This is a genomic window from Stenotrophomonas sp. NA06056, from assembly GCF_013364355.1.
In the GTDB taxonomy this organism is placed as follows: Bacteria; Pseudomonadota; Gammaproteobacteria; order Xanthomonadales; family Xanthomonadaceae; genus Stenotrophomonas.
The window spans coordinates 3,015,263-3,036,277 of the sequence record NZ_CP054931.1 but is presented as its reverse complement, the minus strand read 5'-3'; the positions used below and the strand labels follow the sequence as shown (position 1 = coordinate 3,036,277).

Here is a 21,015-nt window from a genome sequence, read left to right as displayed (position 1 = left end):
CCCCTCCGTCCCCTTTTTCTACTGCAGGTTGCCCCTGGCGTCGTAGCGCAGGCGCACGGTCTGGCGATCGCCGGCCACTTCATCCGGGAACCACACCAGCTTGCCGCCCTTGCGGATGACCACATACACATGGCCGACGTCCGCGGGCGTACGCATCAGTGCATTGCGCTGTTCCTGCAGGGCCTGCGCCACCCGCGGTACGGCATCGAAATCGATGTTGGCCAATGCGGTGCTGCTGCGGCGCAGGGTGATGGTCGGGGCGAACTGCTGCGGGTTCACCGCGTCGCCCTTGCGCCACTGCCCGCGTTGGTAGTGGTAGCCATCAACGTGACCTGGCTGCTGAGGGTCGACCAGGTTGATATCGATACGGCCGTCGTCATGGAAGTGGATGTCGTGGAAGACAACCAAGCGTTCGCCGGCCAATCCGGGCATTGTTTCCAGTGCCTGCCGCGCAGCCTGCAGGCGCTCGGCATCGAGCAGCAGGTTCGGCCGTGTGCGGCTGGGCACCTGCATCGGTTCGGACGCCGCTCGTGGCGTGGCGATGGCCGTGGTGCGCAACGGTTGTTCCCATGAGTGTTGCTGCGCTGCATCCGCAGGCGTGGTCGATGCAGCGCCACGCAGGGTCGCGGTGACGGTCTGCAGTGCGCCGCCCGCCGTGGCGACACCGGCCAGGGCCAGCACCACGCCAGCGAACACCAGCGGTGTGGACACGGGCCGCTTCATGCGTCCTCCATGCGCACGCTGCGGCGGTCATCCGGGTCGTACAGGATGTCGACCTGCCCACGAGGAATGTTCGCCAGTTCGAGCAGCGCAACGAAGCGGCGCACGCAGGCCTGCTGCACATTGCCCTCGCGGTCGAGATATTCCAGCTGGAACTCCACCTGCGGTTGCTCGTTGACGTAGGTACCGGTCTGGCGCACGTCGAGCACCCGCGCTTCGGCACTGATACCTCGGTACTTGAGCGCTTCGCCGCGCGCGTCGATCTGCAGTGTGCCGGCCAGCAGGCGCGCCAGCAGGCGCAGGCCGATCAGGTAGCTGCACAGCACCAGCGGGCAGATCAGCAGAGGATGACCGAAACCCAGAAATGTCCAACCCATTCCATCGCTTTGCAGGCGATAGGCCATGACGTACGCGGCAGCGACCGCGATGACACCGATCACGCCGCCGATGGCGCGGCGCCACAGGCTGGCGCGGTCCAGTTCCGGCTGCGCTCCTTCCAGCATCAGGTTGGGCGATGTGCCCGGCGTGCGGCTGAGCAGCACATCCAGCTGCCTGCCCACGGCAAAACGCTGCAGCTGTGGCTTGCTGTCGACCACGACCAGCGCTTCGGTGATCGGCGTACCGGATAGATTGTCGAAGGCCAGCAGCAGCCGCCACTGCGCGAAGCCGCGCACCTGCACGCCGGTCTGTTCGGCCTGTTCAATGCGCGCGCTGCGTGGCTCGCCGTCGGCCAGGATGCTGCGCACGCGTTGCAGTGCGCGCGGAGGCGCCAGCAGCAGGTAATGCAGGAAGGCGTACAGCAGCACCAGCCACAGCGTCAGTGACGTTGCCAACAGCCCAAGGGCCAACCACGGTGCGCTGCGGTCGCCCACGTCCAGCGGCCAGCTGGTGCCGAAGTAGATCAGGCAGGGGAAGGGCAGCGCGAAGAACAGCATGAGCGCGCCCAGGAACCAGAGGTAGGCTTTCATGACTCGCCTTCGACGCCGTGGAACAAGCGGCGTAGGGTACTACGCTCAGCGGAATTGCAGGGTCAGCAGGAAGTAGCGCCCCAGTGGATCGTCCAGCCCGGGCATCTGCCCGCCGCTGCCGATCAGATGGTTCACCGGCTGCGTATCAAGCAGGTTGTGCACGTCCAGTGCGGCAATCACGCGCGGGCTCAGTCGGCGCGCCAGATGCAGGTTCCAGCGCAGCTGTGCGGGGTTCATGCAGCGGCCCTGGTCATGCTGCTCCTGCGCGCACGCTTCACCGGCCAGCCAGGCGCGGGTGCGGCCGACGCGGTTGCCACGCAGGGCGATGTCCCAGGAAGGGTTCTGCCACTGCACGTTGAGGATGCCCGCGTTCGCTGGCGTGGCATGCCCACGCAGATCCACCGATTCGCCATGGCTGCGATCACGTCGCAGTTCCTGCTGTTTCAATGCATCCAGCGAGAACAGCCACTGCCCGTTGCGGCTGGCATCGACCCGGTACTCGCCGCGCAGCACCCAGTTGCGCGATGTAGTGCGGCCGATGTTGTCGAACGACAGGCGGAGATCACGCAGGCGGCCCTGCTCATCCAGTTCCCAGGTACCGGGATTCCACAACGCATCGCTGGGTTGCAGCGCGAGGATCTCGTTGCGTAGTTCCACGATGTTGTGGGTCAGCGACAGCGAGAACGCATCATTGGGTGTCCAACTGGCAGCCAGCGAGTGGCTGCGCGAGGTCTCCGCTTTCAGCGCATCGTTCTCCACCACCTCGACTTCCACCGCGCAGCCGCCACCGCGCAGCGGGCGGGCGCACGGGGGCAGGGAATCCGAGGCGGGCAGGCCATACAGGCCGAAGTAGCCCGGTGGTCGACGGCGCTCGAAAATACTGGGCGCGCGGTAGCCACGGCCGCTGGCCAGCAGGAACGACCAGTGCGGGCTCGGGCTCCAGCGCAGGCCGGCACGTGGCGAAAACGCAGTGTCGCTACCATCGCGGTCCAGTCGCGCAGCCACGTCCAGGCGCAGCGTCGGCGCCAACGGCAGGCCTACTTCGGCGTAAGCAGCGTTGCTCTGCCGCGTCAGCCGGCGCTGCTCCATCGGCAGCCCCAGCGCCAGCTCACCCTTGCCCATCAGCGGATCTGGCAGCGAGGTCCAGCGCTCGCGGCGCAGGTCGATACCGGCGGCAAGTTGTGCCGCACCGCCGGGCAGTGTCATCAGGGTGCGCTGCATGCCCCACCAGCCCTGCCACTGCTCGGTACGCCCGCGATTATGGATGGTCGGGAACAGCTCCTCTGCCAGCCCCGGCGGCAGGGTGGAAAAGCCGGGCAGGAAATCCAGCGTTCGTGCGGCTTCCAGCAAGCGCTCGCTGCGCACGGTGCCTTCGGTGCGCAGATCTACCTGGCTGCGCTGCGCGCTGAGGCCGGCATCCCAGCTTCTGCCGGTGCGCTCGCGGCCCATGCCGACAGTGAGGTCGCCTTCGGTGGCATGCACGCGCGGGCGCACTTCGCCGCCTTCCTGCAGCACCACGTTGAGGATCGCGCCACGGTTGAAATTGAGGGCGACGGCGGTCGGGCCCAGTTCAAAACGCTGGCGGTTGTGGCTGGCCCGCGCTTCCACGTAGGCGTAGCGGCCGTCACCACGTTCATGGCGATAGCGCAGGTAGCCGGAGAGTGTTTCCGATGCGGGCTGCAGCGAGCGCGGGCGCGCGTTGTCGAACCAGCAACCGTCGTCTTCGCGCTGCAGCGGCGGATGGCACTGCGTGGCCGGGTAGTAATCACCGTTGGCCATGATCAGCCCGATCGGGTACAGCGAGGTTTCCGCATGCCAGTCGCGCTGGTCACCGGCCACATGCTGCAGGCGATGCAGGTCGATGCCGGCGAACCAGCGGTCGCCACCATCGCGCACACCGCCTGTTGCCGCCTGCAACCGGTACTGATCGCCATCGCCACGGCTGCTGACCCCCGTCTGCAGCGTTGCCTCCGGCCCCTCGGCCTGGTCACGCAGGATGATGTTGACCACGCCGGACATCGCATCGGCGCCGTAGATGGCCGACGCACCGCCGCGCACCAGCTCGATGCGCTCGACGAAGCTGAGCGGAATGCCACCCAGGTCGGTCAGCCCGCCTTCCTCCAGCGAGACCATCGGATAGCGTGGCAGGCGCCGGCCATTGACCAGGAACAGGGTCGCGCGCGGGCCCATGCCATCCAGGCTGGTGGTGGCTGCTGCGCCGACCGGCAGGTACAGCGAATCGCCACTGCGCGAGGTGCTCAATGGCGGGTGGCCGTTCATGCCGGGCAGGTGGCGCAGCAGGTCGAACAAGGTGCCGTAGCCGCTGCGCAGGATGTCTTCGCGGTCGATCACCGTCACCGGCAGCGTCGTCTGCACGGAGGTGCGCGGCAACCGGCTGCCGGTGACATGGATCGGTGCCAGTTCCACCTGCACCGGCTTCGGTGGCGCCGGCGGCGGCCGTACCGGCTGCGCCACCACCGGGGGTGGGGCCGCATGCCGGCGCACCACGAATCCGCCGCTGGGTGTCTGCAGGATGTTCACCGGCATGCCGGAGACGAGCTGCTTCAGTGCGGCGGCCGGCGCCAGCGAACCGGCGACGCCGCCGGTGCGCAGGTCGGCCAGTTCACGGGTGTCGTACACCAGGGCAATGCCGCTTTGGCGCGCCCACTGCTGCAAGGCCGGTGGCAGGGCGCCGGGACCGATCCGGTAGTCGACCTGGGTAACGGCCTCGGCCGCGCTTGTCGTGGCGGCTACGCCGGGCACCAGTACAACGCACAGCAGGGCCTGCAGCAGACCCCACCGAAACGTGTCCCAGCGAAGCACCCCCGGCGCCGGCATCGGCCGCCGCCTCAGTAGGTGCGGCGCAGTTCCAGCGCGCCATCCGAGCGCGGCTGGCCAGCAATGGACCACCCCAGTTCCAGGGCGGAAAGCAGTTCGTGCGCGTCGCCTGCACGGAAGGTGCCGCTGACGGCGAGGTCGGCGATATCCGGGTCGGCGACCACCAGAGGCGTGCTGCCGTAGCGGTTCATGCGTTCGACCACGGTGGCCAGGGGCGTGGCGTCGAACACGAGCTTGCCCTGTGGCCAGGCCTCGGCGGCGGCGGTCGACGACAGCTGCGGGCCTGGTTGGATCTTCCCGGAGGCCAGGACCTGCAGCTGCTGGCCCGGCGACAGCGTGTGCTGCGCGCTGCCACTGGTGACTTCCACCACGCCTTCCAGCAGTGCGACCTCGACCCGGCCGTCCGCCAGGCGTTCAACCTGGAAAGTGGTGCCGATATCGCGGATTGAACTGCCACCGGCCTGCACCCGCAGCGAACGTGATGAGGGTTCGACCTGCAGCTGGATGCGACCGTGCTCCAGCGCCAGTTCGCGCTTGCGCCAGCCGAAGCGTGCGGTGAGCGTGGTGCCGGCGTCGAGCGTGGCGATGCTGCCATCGGCCAGCGTGCGCTGCTGTGGCAGCTGGCTGCTGTTGGCATAGGTCAGCGGTGTGGGATTGCCATCGGTGTACAGCATCCAGCCCAGGCCAACGGCGAGGCAGACGCCTGCAGCGGCAGCAGCACCAGGCAGCCAACGCCGCTGCGGTCTGCGTGCGGTGCGCGCCGCCGCTGTGCGCAGCCATGGGTCCCCGGCGAGGCCGGCACTGCGCTGGTGCAGCTTCTCGGCCTGCACCCATGCGCTGACGTGCGCGGGGTCCTCGGCCAGCCAGTCCTCGAAGGACTGTCGTTCTTCTGCGCTGCAGTCGGGGGCATCCAGCCGGGCCACCCAGGCGCTTGCGTGTTCAAAAAGCAACGTGTCATCCCTGTTGTCGTTGCGGATCATTCGGCGTCTCCATCATTGTGGAGAGGATCGGGTCCCAGCTCCTTGCGCAGGCCCTGCAGTGCACGGGCAATGTGTTTTTCCACGGTCTTGGCGGTGATGCCGCAATGCCTGGCGATCTGTGTATAGCTCATCCCGGTGATGCGGTTGAGCAGATACACCTCGCGGGCACGTTCGGGAAGCTTGAACAGTGCCTGGCGCAGCAGGGCGAGCATCTGCCCGGATTCTGCCTGACGCAGCGGATCAGGAGAAGCACTGGCGGCTTCTTCGTTGCCGTCGCGTTCGGTCAGCGACAGGTGGTTGCGCGACTGTGGCGAGCGCCCGCGGTCTGCCAGGCGGTTGCGGGCGATGCGGTACAGCAGCAGCCGCAGTTCCTCGGTGTCGTGTGCGCGGTAGCGGATCAGGCGCTCCATGCAGTCCTGGGCGATGTCCTCGGCATCGTCGGGGCCGACACCGCGGGCGCGCAGGAAAGCACATAGCGACGCACGTTCCTCGCGTACGAATGCGATGAAGATGTCCGGAACCCCGGGCAGGTCCGGCGCAGGACGGAGCAAAGGGGAGGGCACGGACAGGGGAGGGCCTCGGACGACAATGACGGACGCGTCACCGAGTTTTACGCGACGGTGACCGGATGGGGAAGCCCATGTTTCTTCCACATTTCCATTGTGAATGCATTCATGTTTTTTCTCGCCGCCGACTGGGGGCATCCGCCCTGCTGCTGCGTTCTGCTTTCGACCCGCGTGGTGCGGGCGGAGAGAGAGAACGCAATGAAGCATTCGAAGTTGAGCATCGCCCTGGCAGGCCTGGTGGGTATCGCGACCCTGGGCCAGATGGATGACGTCATGGCAATGAATTATCACGTGCAGGGCGATCGCGTCGTGCTCAGCGGCGGTGTCACCGTCGCCGACGTGGTCGCACTGCCCGCGTTGCTGGCCAAGGCGCAGGCCGAAGGCCGACCGATCCGCGAAGTCGTGCTGCGCACCTCCAATGGTGGCGCGCTGATCGCGGGTGAGTGGTTGCAGGGGGTGATCCGCAGCAACGGCCTGAACACCATCGTCTCCGGCCACTGCATCTCGTCCTGCTCGATCATGCAGTCCGGTGGCGTCGAGCGTTACCTGGCCGGTGACCTGCCGCTGGTCGACTCGGTGCAGATCCACGCCGCCAGCAGCGGTGGCAAGGTGATCTATACGCCTTCGCCGCGGATGACCGAGATCTACACCGGCAACTACGGCGGCGGCATGGATGCTGGCCTGCTGCACAAGGCCATGTACGAGGTGGTGCAGCCCAACGGCCTGCTGGTGTTCCGCGATCCGGCCCGGACCACCGGCGCTTCGGTCAGCTTCGATCCGGATGGCAGCGGCCGCAAGCTGGAGACCTTCCCCGGGCAGGACATCTACAGCAACAACATCATCACCGCCGCCGGTTACCGCGACCCGGGCGACACCCTGACGGTTACCGGCAATGTCAGCGGCGACATCAATCCGGGCTACCTGCGCACCGCGCGCCAGCTGCAGGCCTTCGTCGATGACGACTTCTCACGCTGGAACGATACCGACTTCGCCACCACGTACATCAACCAGGCCGTCTCCATCTACAACGCGGCGGGACGCGGTCCCAACGGCATCGGCACCTTCTCGGTGCAGGACTTCCTCAGCGATCCCGGCATCCAGGCCGACCTGCTGGCGAGCCTGCGCCTGTCGCAGCTGGATGCCTCCACGCTGGGCAACTCGGCCGGCGTGATCCGCGTGGCCAAGGGCGGCACCTGGCGCACCGCCGAAACCACCGGCGCCGATTTCATGCTGGTGGAGAACGGCACCATCGCTCTGGAAGGCGGCGCCCTGCGCACCCCGGAGCTGCGTGTACTGGCGGCCGGCATGGTGGTCGGCCACGGTGACATCGCTTCGGTCGCCAACGACTCGGATGCGCTGTTCGCTGGTACCGGCCCGTCGTTCCGCGAGGACGGCTTCAACCGCCTGCGCGTGTACGGCACCTTGATGCCGCGTGGCGGTGACCTGGTCACCCACGGCTACGTCAACATCATGCCGGGCGGCAAGGTGCTGTTCGACGTCACCGAGGCGGGCGGCGCCAACAGTGGCCGCCTTCGCGTGGGCGACTTCTACGACAGCGGCGCCAACGAAGGCGCGCTGGTCATCTCGCCGGGTGCCCACCTTGAACTGAACGTGGCGCAGGGCTTCTACGCCGGCAACTACCAGCGCGAGCTGGTGAGCGGCCCGATCTTCCAGGGCTTCACCGATGCGGTGCGCCTGGGCGACACCGGCTATACCGCCAGCATCACCGGCGGTGAGGTGTTCCGGCCGCGCCACAACTCGTTGCTGAGCTTCAATATCAAGCAGACCGCCGAGGGCCTGTCGCTGACCGCCAACCCCGGTTTCGACCAGCTTGCGCAGCTCACCGGCAGCAATGGCAACGACGGTCTCGGCCGCGCGCTGGCCACTGCCGGCCAGCGCCAGGATGCCGGCCTGAAGCCATTGCTGGGTGCACTGCAGTTCGCGGATCGCGATGTGATCGCACAGCAGGCCAGTGCATTGCGCGGTGACGGCCACGCCAGCCTGCGCCTGGCCGACAACGCGCTGGTCGGCAGCATCGGCAGCGTCGTGCAGCAGCACCAGGCCGCACGACGCAGCGGCAGCGGTGACGCCGGCGGTTTGGCTGCACAGGCCGCGCAGGCCGCTTCGGCACAGCCGGGCATGGCCAATGGCAGCCTGTTCAACCAGTTGGCGATGCACCTGGTGGAGCCGGCCGGGGCGGGCGGTGGCAGCACCAGCTTCGGCGGCGAATCGCCACGCAACCATGGCCTGTGGGGCCGCGGCTTCGGCAGCCATGGCCGCATTGATGGCGAGGGCGGCGTGGCCGGCCTGAGCCATACCGTGGGTGGCATCGTGCTTGGTGCCGATACGCAGCTGGCCGACGACCGCGTGACCCTGGGCGTCAGCGTTGCCGCCGCCGACATGTCGACCAAGGGCCGCGATGGCTCCGGGTTCACCGGCGACGTGCGTGCGCTGGATGTGGGCGGCTACCTGGATGCTACTTATTCCCGTGGCTACCTCTCTGCCTCGGTGCGCTACACCGACCTGCGCCACGACACCCGCCGCAGCATCGAGGGCATCGACGGCCTGCAAAGCCCGCTGCGTGCCAAGTACAACAACGATGCGATCTCGGCGCGTCTGGAACACGGCTTCTCGTTCACCACCGCCAAAGGCGTGGTGATCCAGCCGTTGCTGCCGGTGGTTGATTACGCGCGCACCTCGGCCACCCGTTTCAACGAAGGGCAGGGGGCCGGCGCCCTGGTCGGGCGTGGCGACAGCCTGGAGAGCATCCGCGTCGGCGCGGGCCTGCAGCTGTTCAAGACCTTCGAAGGCAACAATGGCGAGCGCATCACCCCGCGCGCGCGCGTGGTCTGGCAGAAGGAACTGGGCGACACCCAGGCCCGTTACAGCACCGGCTTCGCCGCAGCGCCGGACCTGGTGTTCGGGGCCAGCAGCCAGACCGTGGGCGAGCAGGTGCTGGCCTGGAACCTGGGCGTGACCAGCCGCGCCAGTGACCGCCTGTCGGTGATGGTCGACTACGTGGGCGAACGTCGCGACGGCCAGCTGCAGAACGGCGTGATGCTGGGCCTGGGCTATACGTTCTAAGGCAGTACCGGCACCGGCGGCTGTCACGCCGCCGGTGCCATCCCCATCGATGTGCGGGTGCGCTATGGTCGTGGCGTATTTCCGCGCAGACCTTGCCATGCAGATCGCCGTTTTCAGTGCCCGTCCCTACGACCGTCGCTTTCTCGAGGAAGCCAACCTGCGCGAAGGGGCAGGGCAGGCGTTCCAGTTCGTGTACTTCGACGCCGCGCTGGATGTGCACACCGCCGCACTGGCACAGGACTGCGCCGCCGTCTGCGTGTTCGTCAATGACCGGCTCGATGCACCCGTGCTGCAGGCCCTGCATGCGCTGGGCGTACGCGCGGTGCTGCTGCGCTGCGCCGGCTTCAACAATGTGGACCTGGCCGCTGCGAACGCGCTCGGCCTGTTCGTTGCCCGCGTGCCGGCCTACTCGCCGGAAGCCGTGGCCGAACACGCACTGGCGCTGGTGATGACCCTCAACCGGCAGACCCATCGCGCCTACAACCGCGTGCGCGAGGGCAACTTCATGCTTGATGGCCTGCTCGGCCGCACCCTGCATGGCAAGACCGTGGGCATCGTCGGTACCGGCAAGATCGGGCTGGCCACCGCGCGCATCTTCCGCGGCATGGGCTGCACCGTGCTGGGGCACGATCCGTTTCCGTCGCCTGCCTTCGCGGAGATCGGCACGATGGTTGCGTTGGACGAACTGCTGTCGCGCTCGGACATCGTCTCGCTGCATTGCCCGCTGACCCCCGATACCCAGCACCTGATCGACGACGCCTCGCTGGCGCGGATGAAGCCCGGCGCGATGCTGGTCAACACCTCGCGTGGCGGCCTGGTCGATACCCATGCGGTGATCCGCGCGCTGAAGTCGCGCCGGCTGGGCCATCTGGCCATCGACGTGTACGAGCAGGAAAGCGCGCTGTTCTTCCAGGACCTGTCCGGCGAGATCATCGACGATGAGGCCTTCCAGCGGCTGATGACCTTCCCCAACGTGCTGGTGACCGGCCACCAAGGATTCTTCACCGTGGAGGCGCTGCAGGAGATCTCGGCGATCACGCTGGGCAACCTGGCCGATTTCGTAGCGGGGCGGGTGTGTGGGAACCGGGTGGAGATGGGCTGAGCGGCGGGGTGAGCCGGATGGATTGACCGCCGGGGCAGGGAACCCGTAAAATCACCTGCTTCGCCGGAATAGCTCAGTTGGTAGAGCGGCGCATTCGTAATGCGTAGGTCGTAGGTTCGATTCCTATTTCCGGCACCAGTTTCAGCAAAAAGCCCCGGCCCTGGTCGGGGCTTTTTGTTTGGGTGGCACGGCCGTTGGTAGTGCCGGCCGCTGGCCGGCGGCTTCAGTAGTGCCAGCCCATGGCTGGCAGTCCTGGGCTTCCCGCAGCCGTCTGAGCATGCACGCCGTGCCGTCCTCACCCCCGCCTCATCCTCCGCCTATAATCGGCCGCGCAGATCACCTGCACCGGTTCACCCGCACGGAGGCTTCCCATCATGTCCATTGCTGCAATTCCCGATGTTTCCCTGGTCGACAACAGTGAGCAGCGCACGCCGCTGATCCTGGTGCTGGACTGCTCCGGCAGCATGAGCGGTGGCCCCATCGAGCAGTTGAACGCCGGCTTGAAGCTGCTGGAGCAGGAGCTGAAAGCCGATGTGATCGCGGCCAAACGCGTGCGCGTGCTGCTGGTCGAGTACGGCGGCATGGACAACGCCGCCATCAGCGGTGACTGGTGCGACGCGATGGATTTCGCTGCGCCCACGCTGTCGGCCAACGGCACCACGCCGACTGGCGCGGCGGTGGAACTGGCACTGCAGGAAATCGAAGACGAGAAGGCGCGCTTCCGCCAGGCCGGTGTTGCCTACACCCGGCCGTGGCTGTTCCTGATGTCCGATGGCCAGCCCACCGATGCCTGGGAAGCGGTGGCCGAGCAGTGTCGCGAGGCCGAGCAGCAGAACAAGGTGGCGGTGTTCCCGATCGCCGTCGGCAATGCCGACATGAGCGTGCTGGGTCAGTTCAGCCGTAATGGCGACCGCGGCGTGAAGCGCCTGCAGGGCCTGCAGTTCAAGGAACTGTTCCTGTGGCTGAGCGCCAGCATGCGTGTGGTCTCCAATTCGACGCCGGGCGGCCAGGTGCAATTGCCGGCCACCGACAGCTGGTCGCAAGTGCCGGTCTGACCATGGCCTGGCGCGTGATGGCCGCATCGGCCACGGGACGGTCCCATCTGGACCGCGGGCAGCCCTGTCAGGACGCCTATGCATCGCTGCAGGTGGGGCAGACATTGGTCGCGGTGGTCTGCGATGGCGCAGGCTCCGCATCGCACAGCGATGTGGGCGCCCGGCATGTATCCAGCAGCGTTGCGGCGTCGGTTACCGGATCTGCGCAGCTCGGCGCCGATCCACTGGCACTGCCGGTGGATGCGCTGCGCACCATCATCGAAACCGCCGTCGACGATGCGCGCGGTCAGCTGGCGATGCTTGCGCTGAGCCAGGGCCTGAAGCTCTCCGACCATGCCTGCACGCTGGTTGGGGCGGTCGCTACACGGGAGGGCGGCTGGTTCTTCCATGTCGGCGATGGCGTGGCCGCCTGCGCCTTCAGCAATGAGTCGCCCGATGCCGTGTCACTGCCTGCCAACGGCGAGTACGCCAACGAAACCTGGTTCGTGACCGGTGGCAACTGGCGGGAGCAGCTGCGGCTGACCCGCTTCGAAGGGGTGATCGATGCGCTGGTGCTGATGTCCGACGGTGTGCAGCCATTTGCGATGTCGCGCGCGGGCGACAGCCTGTTCCAGCCGTTCATTGCGCCGGTGATCCGCTATCTGGCCGGCGTTGACGAGACCCACGGCAGCCAGGCATTGCACGCGACGCTGGCCGACCCGCGCACCGATCAGATCACCGGCGACGACAAAACGTTGCTGGTCGCGCTACCGGCCTGAGCAGATGCCCGGGCGCAGCGGCGAAAAGGTCTACGACGCACAGCGCAGGCCGCTCACTCTGGAGCGGCTGCTCAAGAGTGGCGGTGCGGGTAGTGTGTTCACCCTCAAGGAGCGGCCGCGCGAAGTAGCCAAGCTCTATCATTCGGACAAGGACGCGCGCGTCTACGAGCGCAAGCTGCAGGCGATGCTGGAGCTGCAGCCGGACCTGCCGCCGATGGAGGGGCAGGGCGCCGACCAGGTGCAGATCGCCTGGCCGCTGACCCTGCTGCGGGACCGCAGCGGGCGTTTCATCGGCTTCACCATGCCGATCCTGGATCTGTCGGCCACCAGCGATCTGGAACATGTGCTGCAGGAGCGGCAAGCGCGTGCCGAGGGCCTGCCCACTGGCCTGGGCGCGAAGATGACGCTGGCCGCCAACCTGGCGGTGATGCTGGCCGCGGTGCACCGTCGGCAGCACTATGTGGTCGACCTCAAGCCGCTGAACGTGCGGTTCTATCGCAGCACCTTGTTCATCGCGATGCTCGATTGCGATGGCTTCAGCATCCAGGGCAAGGGCGAGCGCTTCCCGGCCGGCCAGGTCACCACCGATTATCTGGCGTCCGAGTTCCAGCAGCCGGGGGTGAAGCCGGGCCAGGAGGAGGCGCAGGATCGCTTCGCGTTGGCGGTGATGGTGTTCCAGCTGCTCAATTCCGGCTTGCATCCGTATGCGGGCAGGCCGCAGGGGGCGACAGTGCCCAGCGACCTGCCGGCGCGCATTGCCGCCAACCTGTACCCGTATGCGCGCGGCAAACCGCATCCGCGGATGTTGCCCTCGCCGGTCAGCGGCCATGAAATGTTTCCACCAGCGCTGCGCGACATGTTTGATCGTGCGTTCTCGACGCAGGCGCGGCGGCGGCCTTCGGCACAGGATTGGGCCACGCTGCTGCTGGACTACGCGCGGCGCAACGCCGGGCAACTGGTGACGTGTGGCAAGGATGCGGCCCATCAGCATTTTGTCGGCATGCCGTGTGCCGCCTGTGCACGTGCCGAACTGCTTGCCGGCAGCGCACGCGCGGCGCAGACCCGCTCGCGGCAGAAACCGGCCAGGGTCCGCAAGCAGCGTGCACGCACCGCCGCGCGCGTCGCCCAGGCGCAGCCGGTCGCCGCACAGGCGTCGGCGGCAAGTGGCGTTCCCGGGGTGATGTCGCGGGTGACGATGGCAGTGATCGGCACGTTGCTGTTGGGTTGGGTGATGGGCTGGGGCATGCCGGCCTACCGCCGCTACAGCGCGTTGGTGGATCCGGGCATTTGGGATGGCATGGGGCTGGCCGTGCAGATGGGCATGCTGGCGATCGCAATCCTGCTGTTCATCCTGTTCGTGCCGATGCTGATCATGAGCAAGCGCCCATGAAGTTGCTGGGTGTACTGGCCGTTCTGCTGTTGGCCCTGCTCGGGATGGCGCCGTTCTGGGGCGACCTCGGGGTGCTGGTCTACGGCTCGATTGGCTGGCTCGGACGATTACTGTCGAGTGGCGCGTTGAGCGACGGCAGGGCGGCACTGCGTGCTGCACTGCTGATCGGTGGTGCGGTGTCGGTGCTGTCGTTCCTGCGCGTAGCGGTGCAGGACCGGGCCGTGGACTATCTGATCGCGTCGGTGATGTTCGGCTTCCTCTCGTTCGTCGTCTTTGTTGTCACCGGCATTTCCGCGGACGGCGAGATGGGCGCAGGGAGCGCGCAGCAAGGCGCGCGCTCGGTGGTGGTCGGTCAGGATCGCACGACGGTTCCGCGCTGGTACTCGCGCGGCCACTTCGAGCGGGAAATGCTCAACAAGGTGCATGAGACCGCGCGTGCGGCTGCCCGCGGCGATCTGCAGCGGGCGCAGGCGCTGATGCAGGAGCTGGACCTGTGGGCGCACAATAGTCCAGCGCTGCGCGAAGACCGCACCGAGTACGAGCGCCTGCGCGCGGCGTACAACGAGACGATCGAAACCCTGGCTGCCCGATCCGGCCGCCGCACGCAAAAGACGGGCGGCCTGGCCAGCGACGCGGGCGCGATGGTGGACAGGCTTACTGCGGAGGAAGCGCGCGAGCTGGAGCTGAAGCAGGTCGAGCTGCTGCAGCAGATGTGGAAACTCTCGCCGTCGAGCACGACGGTTGCGATGCGCTTGCTGGCAACGGATCTGCAGGAGCTGGCGATCCGCTCACGCTGGTCGCCGCGCAAGCCGTTCGACCGTGAGGGTGACGCGGCGCTGGAAGAGCGCCTGTGGCGCGTCCACGGCATGCAGGAGGCGTTGTTTGCCTATGCGCCGCTGGAGGAGCGCCTGTGGAACGCCTACGCGTCGACAATGGTCGACACGGACGAAGAGCTCGCGCTGGGCGCGCTGGTGGTTGCCGGACTGATCGACCGCAATGACAAGAATGCCTCGGCTGCTCCGGCGCGGTTCGACGTGAATACGCTGCTGCTTGGCAGCGACGTGTTCATGCTCTCGACGCTGCTGGCCAGCGCCTCCGAAGACCGCATGGAGATCCTGAAAGCGCGCGCGACGCTGCTGCTGGGCGATGATGATCGGCAGGTGACGGCAAGCAAAGGTGATGCGGCGGACCCCACCGGGACGGCGGCGGAGCCTGCGGGCGTGGTGGTCTCGGAGCCTTCACCACCGACAACCTCGAAAGCGGACACCGCCAGGCTGGCGCAACGTGCGATGCCGCCAGCGGGCATGCTGGTCGATCGCAAGGGCCTGGCGCTGCGTACGTCGTCTCTGCTGCCGCCTTCGTCGCCTCCTGCAGCCTATGGACAGGTGCTGGTCGACCTGCCCGCCGCCGGGTTCAAGGACCTGCGCCACGGCATCCCGCTGCGCGCACCGGTGGAGGCCGACAGCATGGTGACCCTGCAGGTTGATGTCTGGCAGAGCGGCGTGGTCACTGCGGTGGCGATTGAAAGCAGCAGTGGCAACGCTCAGCTGGATGAGGCCGCGCGCCGGGGCGCACGCACCTGGCTCAGCGCATCGAAGGTGCCTGCGGGTGGCGAGCGCAGGCAGGTGACCGTCGTATTCAAGGCGCCTGCCGCGACCGCGGCACCGCCGGTGACCGTGGACGCGCCATCACCGCTGGTCATGAGCCCGCCGCCGCCGCAGCTGAACCCCGAACAGGCATTGGGCGCGCAGCTGGTGGCGATGACGCGCCGGCAGCCGCCGCGTTATCCGCGTGGCAACGGGGAGACAGTGCCGGAAGGCAAGGTTGAACTGCTGATCACGCTGTCAGCAGAAGGGCGCGTGCTCGATGTGAGCGTGGATCGCAGCAGTGGACATCCTGCGCTGGATCGCGCCGCACGCGAGGCTGCGCTCAACTGGCACGTCATCCCCACGCGGCCGGTGACCACGGTCAAGCAGATCACCCTGCGTGTCCCGGTGCAGTTCCAGGGCGGTTGACGGATCGTCCCGGCGCGTTGCCGTCACAACGCTCGCACCGGTTGCCGCAGCACGGTTTTCAGGCGCGCAGGCTCGACCTTGCGCGGGTCGCCCAGGTAGATCTCATGATGCGGGCCGGCGAAGGTCAGTCCCTGTGCCGGCATGATCTGTTCATGCAGCGCGGCCAGCGTCGGGCCTTCGTCATCGTAGGCGCCCACATGCAGCGTCTGCAGGCACAGGCCTTCTTCGTACAGCGCCATGCGCAGGCTTTGCGGCGCGGTACCGCGCTTCCTGGTTGCCTTGGCCACCGCTTCATTGAATCGCGCAGTGCCGATGTCCAAGGGCGTACGGATCATCATCGTCCAGCGCCACGCGTGCTTGCGCCGTGCCACGAAGCTGGACGGGTCGTCGGCCCACCAGAGCCCCTCCAACGGCGGCACCACGTAGTCCCGACCGTCGGCCTTCATCGCGAACTTCAGCGCATAGCTGACGGTGTACAGCCACTCCACCGCATCGCGGTAGGCCGGTGCCTGGTTCGGATCACCCTCGCCATCGACCATCACGAACGACATCGGGGGCACCTCGATACGCACGAACGAGCCGGCCGGCGGCCGGTACAGCGCCTTGTCCTGGGTCTTGAAGTCGAGCTTCGCCCGTGCGGCGGCGGGCCGGGTCACTCCGCGGCTCCGTTCGCAGGACCCTTCAGTTCCACCGTGTTGCCGTCCGGATCCTTGAAGTACAACGACAATCCGTCACCCTCGGCGCCGAAGTTGACCTCGGCCGGCCCCAGCACCGGCACGCCGTGGGCAGCGAGATGGGCGAGCAGCGCCGCCTCGTCGAAGGGTTCGATGCGCAGGCACAGGTGGTCGACATTGCGCCCTTCGCTGCCCGGCCCGTTGCCGCCATGGCGGCCGAGGGTGCCATCCAGGCTGATCAGGTCGATCATCGACGCACCCGCACGCAGGTGCACCAGGCCCAGGTGATCGCGCCGCCGTACCACCGCGCACCCCAGCACCTGGCCATAGAAGGTTTCGCTGCGGGCCAGCTCGCGTACCCGCAGTACCACGTGGTCGATGCGTTCAACGCTGAAAGGTCTGTCCATGCCGGGATCCTCGAAGAAAGGGGAGCTGCAACTTGCTGAACCTGTTCATTCGACTTTGCCGAACGAGGGGCCTCGTCGTCCCCGTGACCGATGCTACGCTGCCGCCCCTGCGCGTTCTGCCCGCCGCCATGGCGCGGTGCGACAACGTGTCGCAGCCAGATCCGGGCCTTTCCTGCGCCTGATCATTGTCAATGCCTTTCTTAAATGGTGGGTGACGGCCTAAAATTGAAGGGCTGACTCGACCCCACCTCACCTGCCTGTCTTCTGGACGGGTGGGCCCGGCTTTGGCCGGTGCGGGCAGGACGGGGAACGGCATTCCCTCGCAATTGGATCGACCGATGATTCCGTTGAAAACCCTTGGGCGCTGGTTGCGCCCGGGCTTGCTGCTCGCATTGCTGGTGATGCTCACCGGCTGCGATGCCGTGGCCATTCTCAGTCCGAAGGGCCAGATCGGCCAGGATGAAAAGACACTGCTGATCACGGCCACCGTGCTCATGCTGCTGGTCGTCATCCCGGTCATCATCATGACCCTGACCTTCGCGTGGAAGTATCGCGCCTCCAACACCAAGGCCCGTTACGAGCCGAAGTGGTCCCACTCGACGGCGATCGAGGTGGTGGTGTGGTCGATCCCCTGCATGATCGTGCTGGTCCTGGCGGTGCTGACCTGGCGGTCCTCGCACGCGCTGGATCCGTACAAGCCCCTGGAATCGGACGTCAAGCCGGTCACCATCCAGGCGATCTCGCTGGACTGGAAGTGGCTGTTCATCTATCCGGAAGAGAAGATCGCGGTCGTCAACGAGATCAAGTTCCCGGTCAACACCCCGCTGAACTTCGAGATCACCTCCGATACGGTGATGAATGCGTTCTTCATCCCGCACCTGGGCAGCATGATCTATTCGATGGCGGCGATGGAGACCAAGCTCCACCTGATCGCCAACGAACTGGGTGAATTCCCGGGCATGTCCTCGCACTACAGCGGCGCGGGCTTTGCCAAGATGCATTTCACTGCCTACTCGGTCACCGACGCGCAGTACCGCCAGTGGCTGGACCAGGTCCGTGCCGGCGAGCAGACCCTGGACAAGACCTCGTTCAAGGCGCTGGGCGATGCAAAGAATTCCGAGTGGTACCCGGTCACCTACTTCGGCAAGGTTGAAGAGAACCTGTTCGATTGGGTTCTGGCCAAGCACATGGGCGACAACAAGCACTACGGCATGAAGCATTCGCATGCCGGTGCCGCTGCTGCCGACGCTGCCAGCCATGAAGCGCACGAGGGCCATGCCCCGAGCGAGGCCCACGATTCCAAGGAATCCGGTGAGAACCTGGATGCCACCGAACACGAACACGCAGGCCATGCCGGCCACGCGGGTTCGGGAGAATGAACATGTTGGGAAAACTCTCTCTTGAGTCGATCCCCCACGATCCGATCGTGCTGACCACCCTGGTCGGCGCGATCCTTGGTGGCCTGGGCGTCGTCGCCCTGATCACCAAGTTCAAGCTGTGGGGCTATCTGTGGAAGGAGTGGTTCACCTCGGTGGACCACAAGAAGATCGGCGTGATGTACATCATCGTCGCCTTCGTCATGCTGCTGCGCGGTTTCTCCGACGCGATCATGATGCGTACCCAGCAGGCCATCGCCGTCGGCGGGTCCGAGGGCTACCTGCCGCCGCACCACTACGACCAGATCTTCACCGCCCACGGCGTGATCATGATCTTCTTCGTGGCGATGCCGCTGATCACCGGCCTGATGAACCTGGCCGTGCCGCTGCAGATCGGTGCGCGCGACGTTGCGTTCCCGTTCGTCAACTCGCTCAGCTTCTGGCTGTTCGTGTCCGGTGCGGTGCTGATCATGCTGTCGCTGTGGATCGGTGAATTCGCCGCCACCGGCTGGCTGGCCTTCCCGCCATTGTCGGGCATCGAGTACAGCAACAATGTAGGTATGGACTACTACATATGGGGACTACAGGTGGCGGGTCTGGGTACCACGTTGAGTGGTATCAACTTCTTCATCACCATCCTCAAGATGCGCACCCCGAGCATGAAGCTCATGCAGATGCCGGTCTTCACCTGGACCGCGCTGGTGACCAACGTGCTGATCGTCGCCGCCTTCCCGGTGCTGACCATCACCCTGGTGCTGCTGACCCTGGACCGTTACCTGGGTACGCACTTCTTCACCAATGACGGTGGCGGCAACGCCATGCTGTACATCAACCTGATCTGGATCTGGGGCCACCCGGAAGTCTATATCCTGGTGCTGCCGGCCTTCGGCGTGTTCTCCGAGGTCATCGCGACCTTCTCGCGCAAGGCGCTGTTCGGCTACAAGGGCATGGTCTACGCCACCGCCTGCATCGGCGTGCTGTCGTTCATCGTGTGGCTGCACCACTTCTTCACCATGGGCTCGGGTGCCAACGTCAATGCCTTCTTCGGCATCACGACGATGATCATCTCCATCCCCACCGGCGTGAAGATCTTCAACTGGCTGTTCACCATGTTCCGCGGTCGCGTGCAGTTCACCACGCCCGTGCTGTGGACCATCGGCTTCATGGTCACCTTCACCATCGGCGGCATGACCGGCGTGATGCTGGCGATCCCGGCCATCGACTTCGTCCTGCACAACAGCCTGTTCCTGATCGCCCACTTCCACAACGTCATCATCGGCGGCGTGGTGTTCGGCATGTTCGCCGGCATCACCTACTGGTGGCCGAAGATGTTCGGCTTCCGCCTCAACGAGTTCTGGGGCAAGTGCGCGTTCTGGTGCTGGTTCATCGGCTTCTATGTGACCTTCATGCCGATGTACGTGCTGGGCTTCATGGGCATGACCCGTCGTCTGCAGAGCACCGTCAACCCGGCCTACGAGCCGTTCCTGCTGGTGGCCGCTGTTGGCGCCTTCATCGTGGGTGCCGGCATCCTGTGCCAGATCATCCAGGTGGCCGTGTCCATCCGCGACCGCAAGAAGACTGCCGACCTGACCGGCGACCCGTGGGATGCCCGTACGCTGGAGTGGGAAACCTCTTCGCCGCCGGCCTTCTACAACTTCGGCACCTTGCCGGAAGTCACCGAGCTGGACGATTTCTGGGAGCGCAAGCAGCGTGGTGAAGCCTGGCCGAAGCCGGCCAAGTACACCGACATCCACATGCCGCGCAACACCGGTACAGGCGTTGTCATCGGCGCCTTCAGCCTGGTGTTCGGCTTTGCGATGATCTGGCACATCTGGTGGCTGGCCATCGTCGGCTTCGTCGGCATGATCGCCACGTTCATCTACCGCACCTTTGACCAGGACGTGGACTACTGGGTCCCGGCCGCCGAGGTGGAACGCATCGAGAACGAACACCGCAAGCACCTGGAAGCCCAGGGCCTGGTGAAGTCGGAGCTGAAGGCATGAGCACCAATACCTCCACCGTGAACCACGGGCACGCCGCACACGCGGCGGCCCATGGCCATGACGACCACGAGCACCACGACACCGGCGGCAACACCGTCTTCGGTTTCTGGGTGTACCTGATGAGCGACTGCCTCATCTTCGCCTCGCTGTTTGCCACCTACGTGGTGCTGGCTGGCGGCACCGATGGTGGCCCCGGCGCGAAGGACCTGTTCGAGCTGCCGTTCGTGGCGTGGGAAACCGCGCTGCTGCTGACCTCGTCGCTGACCTTCGGCCTGGGCATGATCTCCATGCACCGCAAGCAGGTCGGTCAGATGTTCCTGTGGCTGGGCATCACCTGGCTGCTGGGCTTCGGCTTCATGTGCATGGAAGTCTATGAGTTCCAGCACCTGATCCATCAGGGTTACGGTCCGGACCGCAGTGCCTTCCTGTCGGCGTTCTTCGCCCTGGTCGGTACGCACGGCCTGCACGTCAGTGCCGGTCTGCTGTGGCTGCTGGTGATGTTCGTGCAGCTGAAGAAGTACGGCCTGACCCCGACCAACAAGACCCGCATGGCGTGCCTGAGCCTGTTCTGGCACTTCCTGGACCTGATCTGGATCGGCGTGTTCTCCGTCGTCTACCTCAATGGAGCGCTGTAATGGCACATGACAACCATGCACACGACCACGCCGCCGGCGGCGAAAGCCACGGCACCGTGAAGTCGTACCTGATCGGCTTCGTGCTGGCGGTGGTGCTGACCGTCATCCCGTTCTACATGGTGATGTCGGGTGATTTCTCGCGCACCGTGAACGGTGTGGTGATCGCCATCACCGCGGTGCTGCAGATGCTGGTCCACCTGGTGTTCTTCCTGCACCTGGACCGCTCTTCGGAGAGCCGCTGGAACGTCAACGCTGCGGCCTTCACCGTGGTGGTGATCGGCATCATCGTGGTCGGTACCCTGTGGGTCATGCACAACATGAACGTGCACATGATGCACTGACGTCTTCGCGACGTTGCCACGCAGAAAGGCCGCCCTCGGGCGGCCTTTCTGTTTGTCGCGGCATCGTGGGAAATGCATCCACGCATCCGGAAGGTGCAGTAGA

The 21,015-nt window shown here is 66.1% G+C and carries 17 protein-coding genes and 1 tRNA gene; 11 read left to right on the top strand and 7 right to left on the bottom strand.

Translation table 11 applies throughout. The features are described 5' to 3' along the window. Positions 1–18: 18 nt before the first annotated feature. From HUT07_RS13585 to HUT07_RS13565, 5 genes are read right to left on the bottom strand one after another with little or no spacing between them, the layout of a single operon-like run. Positions 19–723 carry a hypothetical protein gene (locus tag HUT07_RS13585; protein WP_176021372.1) on the bottom strand — a complete coding sequence of 235 codons (705 nt, stop codon included), beginning with the start codon at positions 721–723 and terminating at the stop codon, positions 19–21. Beyond that, complete coding sequence (locus tag HUT07_RS13580; protein WP_176021371.1) at positions 720–1,688, bottom strand: hypothetical protein; 969 nt, start codon at positions 1,686–1,688, stop codon at positions 720–722. The genes HUT07_RS13585 and HUT07_RS13580 overlap by 4 nt, the downstream gene beginning before the upstream one ends. A gap of 45 nt (positions 1,689–1,733) precedes the next feature. After that, positions 1,734–4,526: a TonB-dependent receptor gene (locus HUT07_RS13575; protein WP_176021370.1), complete on the bottom strand. Its 2,793-nt coding sequence runs from the start codon at positions 4,524–4,526 to the stop codon at positions 1,734–1,736. An 11-nt stretch (positions 4,527–4,537) separates the two neighbouring features. After that, entirely contained in the window at positions 4,538–5,506 is a 969-nt protein-coding gene (locus HUT07_RS13570; RefSeq protein WP_176021369.1) for a FecR domain-containing protein, read from the bottom strand. Next, positions 5,503–6,057 carry an RNA polymerase sigma factor gene (locus tag HUT07_RS13565; RefSeq protein ID WP_254898871.1) on the bottom strand — a complete coding sequence of 185 codons (555 nt, stop codon included), beginning with the start codon at positions 6,055–6,057 and terminating at the stop codon, positions 5,503–5,505. Before HUT07_RS13565 ends, HUT07_RS13570 begins: the two co-directional genes overlap by 4 nt. 213 nt (positions 6,058–6,270) lie before the next feature. On the opposite strand from HUT07_RS13565, the gene HUT07_RS13560 reads away from it, so the two are divergent. The 7 genes from HUT07_RS13560 (at position 6,271) to HUT07_RS13530 (ending at position 15,476) form a co-directional block, all read left to right on the top strand. Further along, positions 6,271–9,156 carry an autotransporter outer membrane beta-barrel domain-containing protein gene (locus HUT07_RS13560; RefSeq protein ID WP_176021368.1) on the top strand — a complete coding sequence of 962 codons (2,886 nt, stop codon included), beginning with the start codon at positions 6,271–6,273 and terminating at the stop codon, positions 9,154–9,156. 97 nt (positions 9,157–9,253) lie between these two features. After that, the gene (locus HUT07_RS13555; protein WP_176021367.1) at positions 9,254–10,258 is read left to right on the top strand and encodes a 2-hydroxyacid dehydrogenase; all 1,005 of its coding nucleotides are present in this window, start codon (positions 9,254–9,256) and stop codon (positions 10,256–10,258) included. Between the two features lie 62 nt (positions 10,259–10,320). After that, positions 10,321–10,396 (top strand) — tRNA-Thr (locus HUT07_RS13550). A 236-nt stretch (positions 10,397–10,632) separates the two neighbouring features. After that, positions 10,633–11,313, top strand: coding sequence for a VWA domain-containing protein (locus HUT07_RS13545; RefSeq protein ID WP_176021366.1), 681 nt, complete (start codon positions 10,633–10,635; stop codon positions 11,311–11,313). Positions 11,314–11,315: 2 nt separating this feature from the next. After that, positions 11,316–12,071, top strand: coding sequence for a PP2C family serine/threonine-protein phosphatase (locus HUT07_RS13540; protein ID WP_176021365.1), 756 nt, complete (start codon positions 11,316–11,318; stop codon positions 12,069–12,071). 4 nt (positions 12,072–12,075) lie between these two features. Further along, positions 12,076–13,461, top strand: a complete 1,386-nt coding sequence (locus tag HUT07_RS13535) for a DNA-binding protein (RefSeq protein ID WP_176021364.1) — start codon at positions 12,076–12,078, stop codon at positions 13,459–13,461. Next, positions 13,458–15,476, top strand: a complete 2,019-nt coding sequence (locus tag HUT07_RS13530) for an energy transducer TonB (RefSeq protein ID WP_176021363.1) — start codon at positions 13,458–13,460, stop codon at positions 15,474–15,476. The genes HUT07_RS13535 and HUT07_RS13530 overlap by 4 nt, the downstream gene beginning before the upstream one ends. A 23-nt stretch (positions 15,477–15,499) precedes the next feature. On the opposite strand, the gene HUT07_RS13525 is transcribed toward HUT07_RS13530, so the two are convergent. Both HUT07_RS13525 and HUT07_RS13520 read right to left on the bottom strand, forming a co-directional pair. Continuing rightward, positions 15,500–16,132 (bottom strand): GyrI-like domain-containing protein, encoded by a 633-nt coding sequence (locus HUT07_RS13525; protein WP_254898870.1) that lies wholly within the window; start codon positions 16,130–16,132, stop codon positions 15,500–15,502. Continuing rightward, positions 16,129–16,557 carry a VOC family protein gene (locus tag HUT07_RS13520; RefSeq protein ID WP_176021362.1) on the bottom strand — a complete coding sequence of 143 codons (429 nt, stop codon included), beginning with the start codon at positions 16,555–16,557 and terminating at the stop codon, positions 16,129–16,131. Before HUT07_RS13520 ends, HUT07_RS13525 begins: the two co-directional genes overlap by 4 nt. A 338-nt stretch (positions 16,558–16,895) precedes the next feature. Here HUT07_RS13520 and cyoA point away from each other — a divergent pair, with 338 nt between their 5' ends. From cyoA to cyoD, 4 genes are read left to right on the top strand one after another with little or no spacing between them, the layout of a single operon-like run. Continuing rightward, the gene (cyoA, locus tag HUT07_RS13515; RefSeq protein ID WP_176021361.1) at positions 16,896–17,936 is read left to right on the top strand and encodes a ubiquinol oxidase subunit II; all 1,041 of its coding nucleotides are present in this window, start codon (positions 16,896–16,898) and stop codon (positions 17,934–17,936) included. Positions 17,937–17,938: 2 nt separating this feature from the next. Then, entirely contained in the window at positions 17,939–19,936 is a 1,998-nt protein-coding gene (cyoB, locus tag HUT07_RS13510; protein ID WP_176021360.1) for a cytochrome o ubiquinol oxidase subunit I, read from the top strand. After that, positions 19,933–20,571, top strand: coding sequence for a cytochrome o ubiquinol oxidase subunit III (cyoC, locus tag HUT07_RS13505; RefSeq protein WP_176021359.1), 639 nt, complete (start codon positions 19,933–19,935; stop codon positions 20,569–20,571). Before cyoB ends, cyoC begins: the two co-directional genes overlap by 4 nt. Beyond that, positions 20,571–20,912 (top strand): cytochrome o ubiquinol oxidase subunit IV, encoded by a 342-nt coding sequence (gene cyoD, locus HUT07_RS13500; RefSeq protein WP_025873831.1) that lies wholly within the window; start codon positions 20,571–20,573, stop codon positions 20,910–20,912. The genes cyoC and cyoD overlap by 1 nt, the downstream gene beginning before the upstream one ends. The last annotated feature ends 103 nt before the right edge of the window (positions 20,913–21,015 follow it).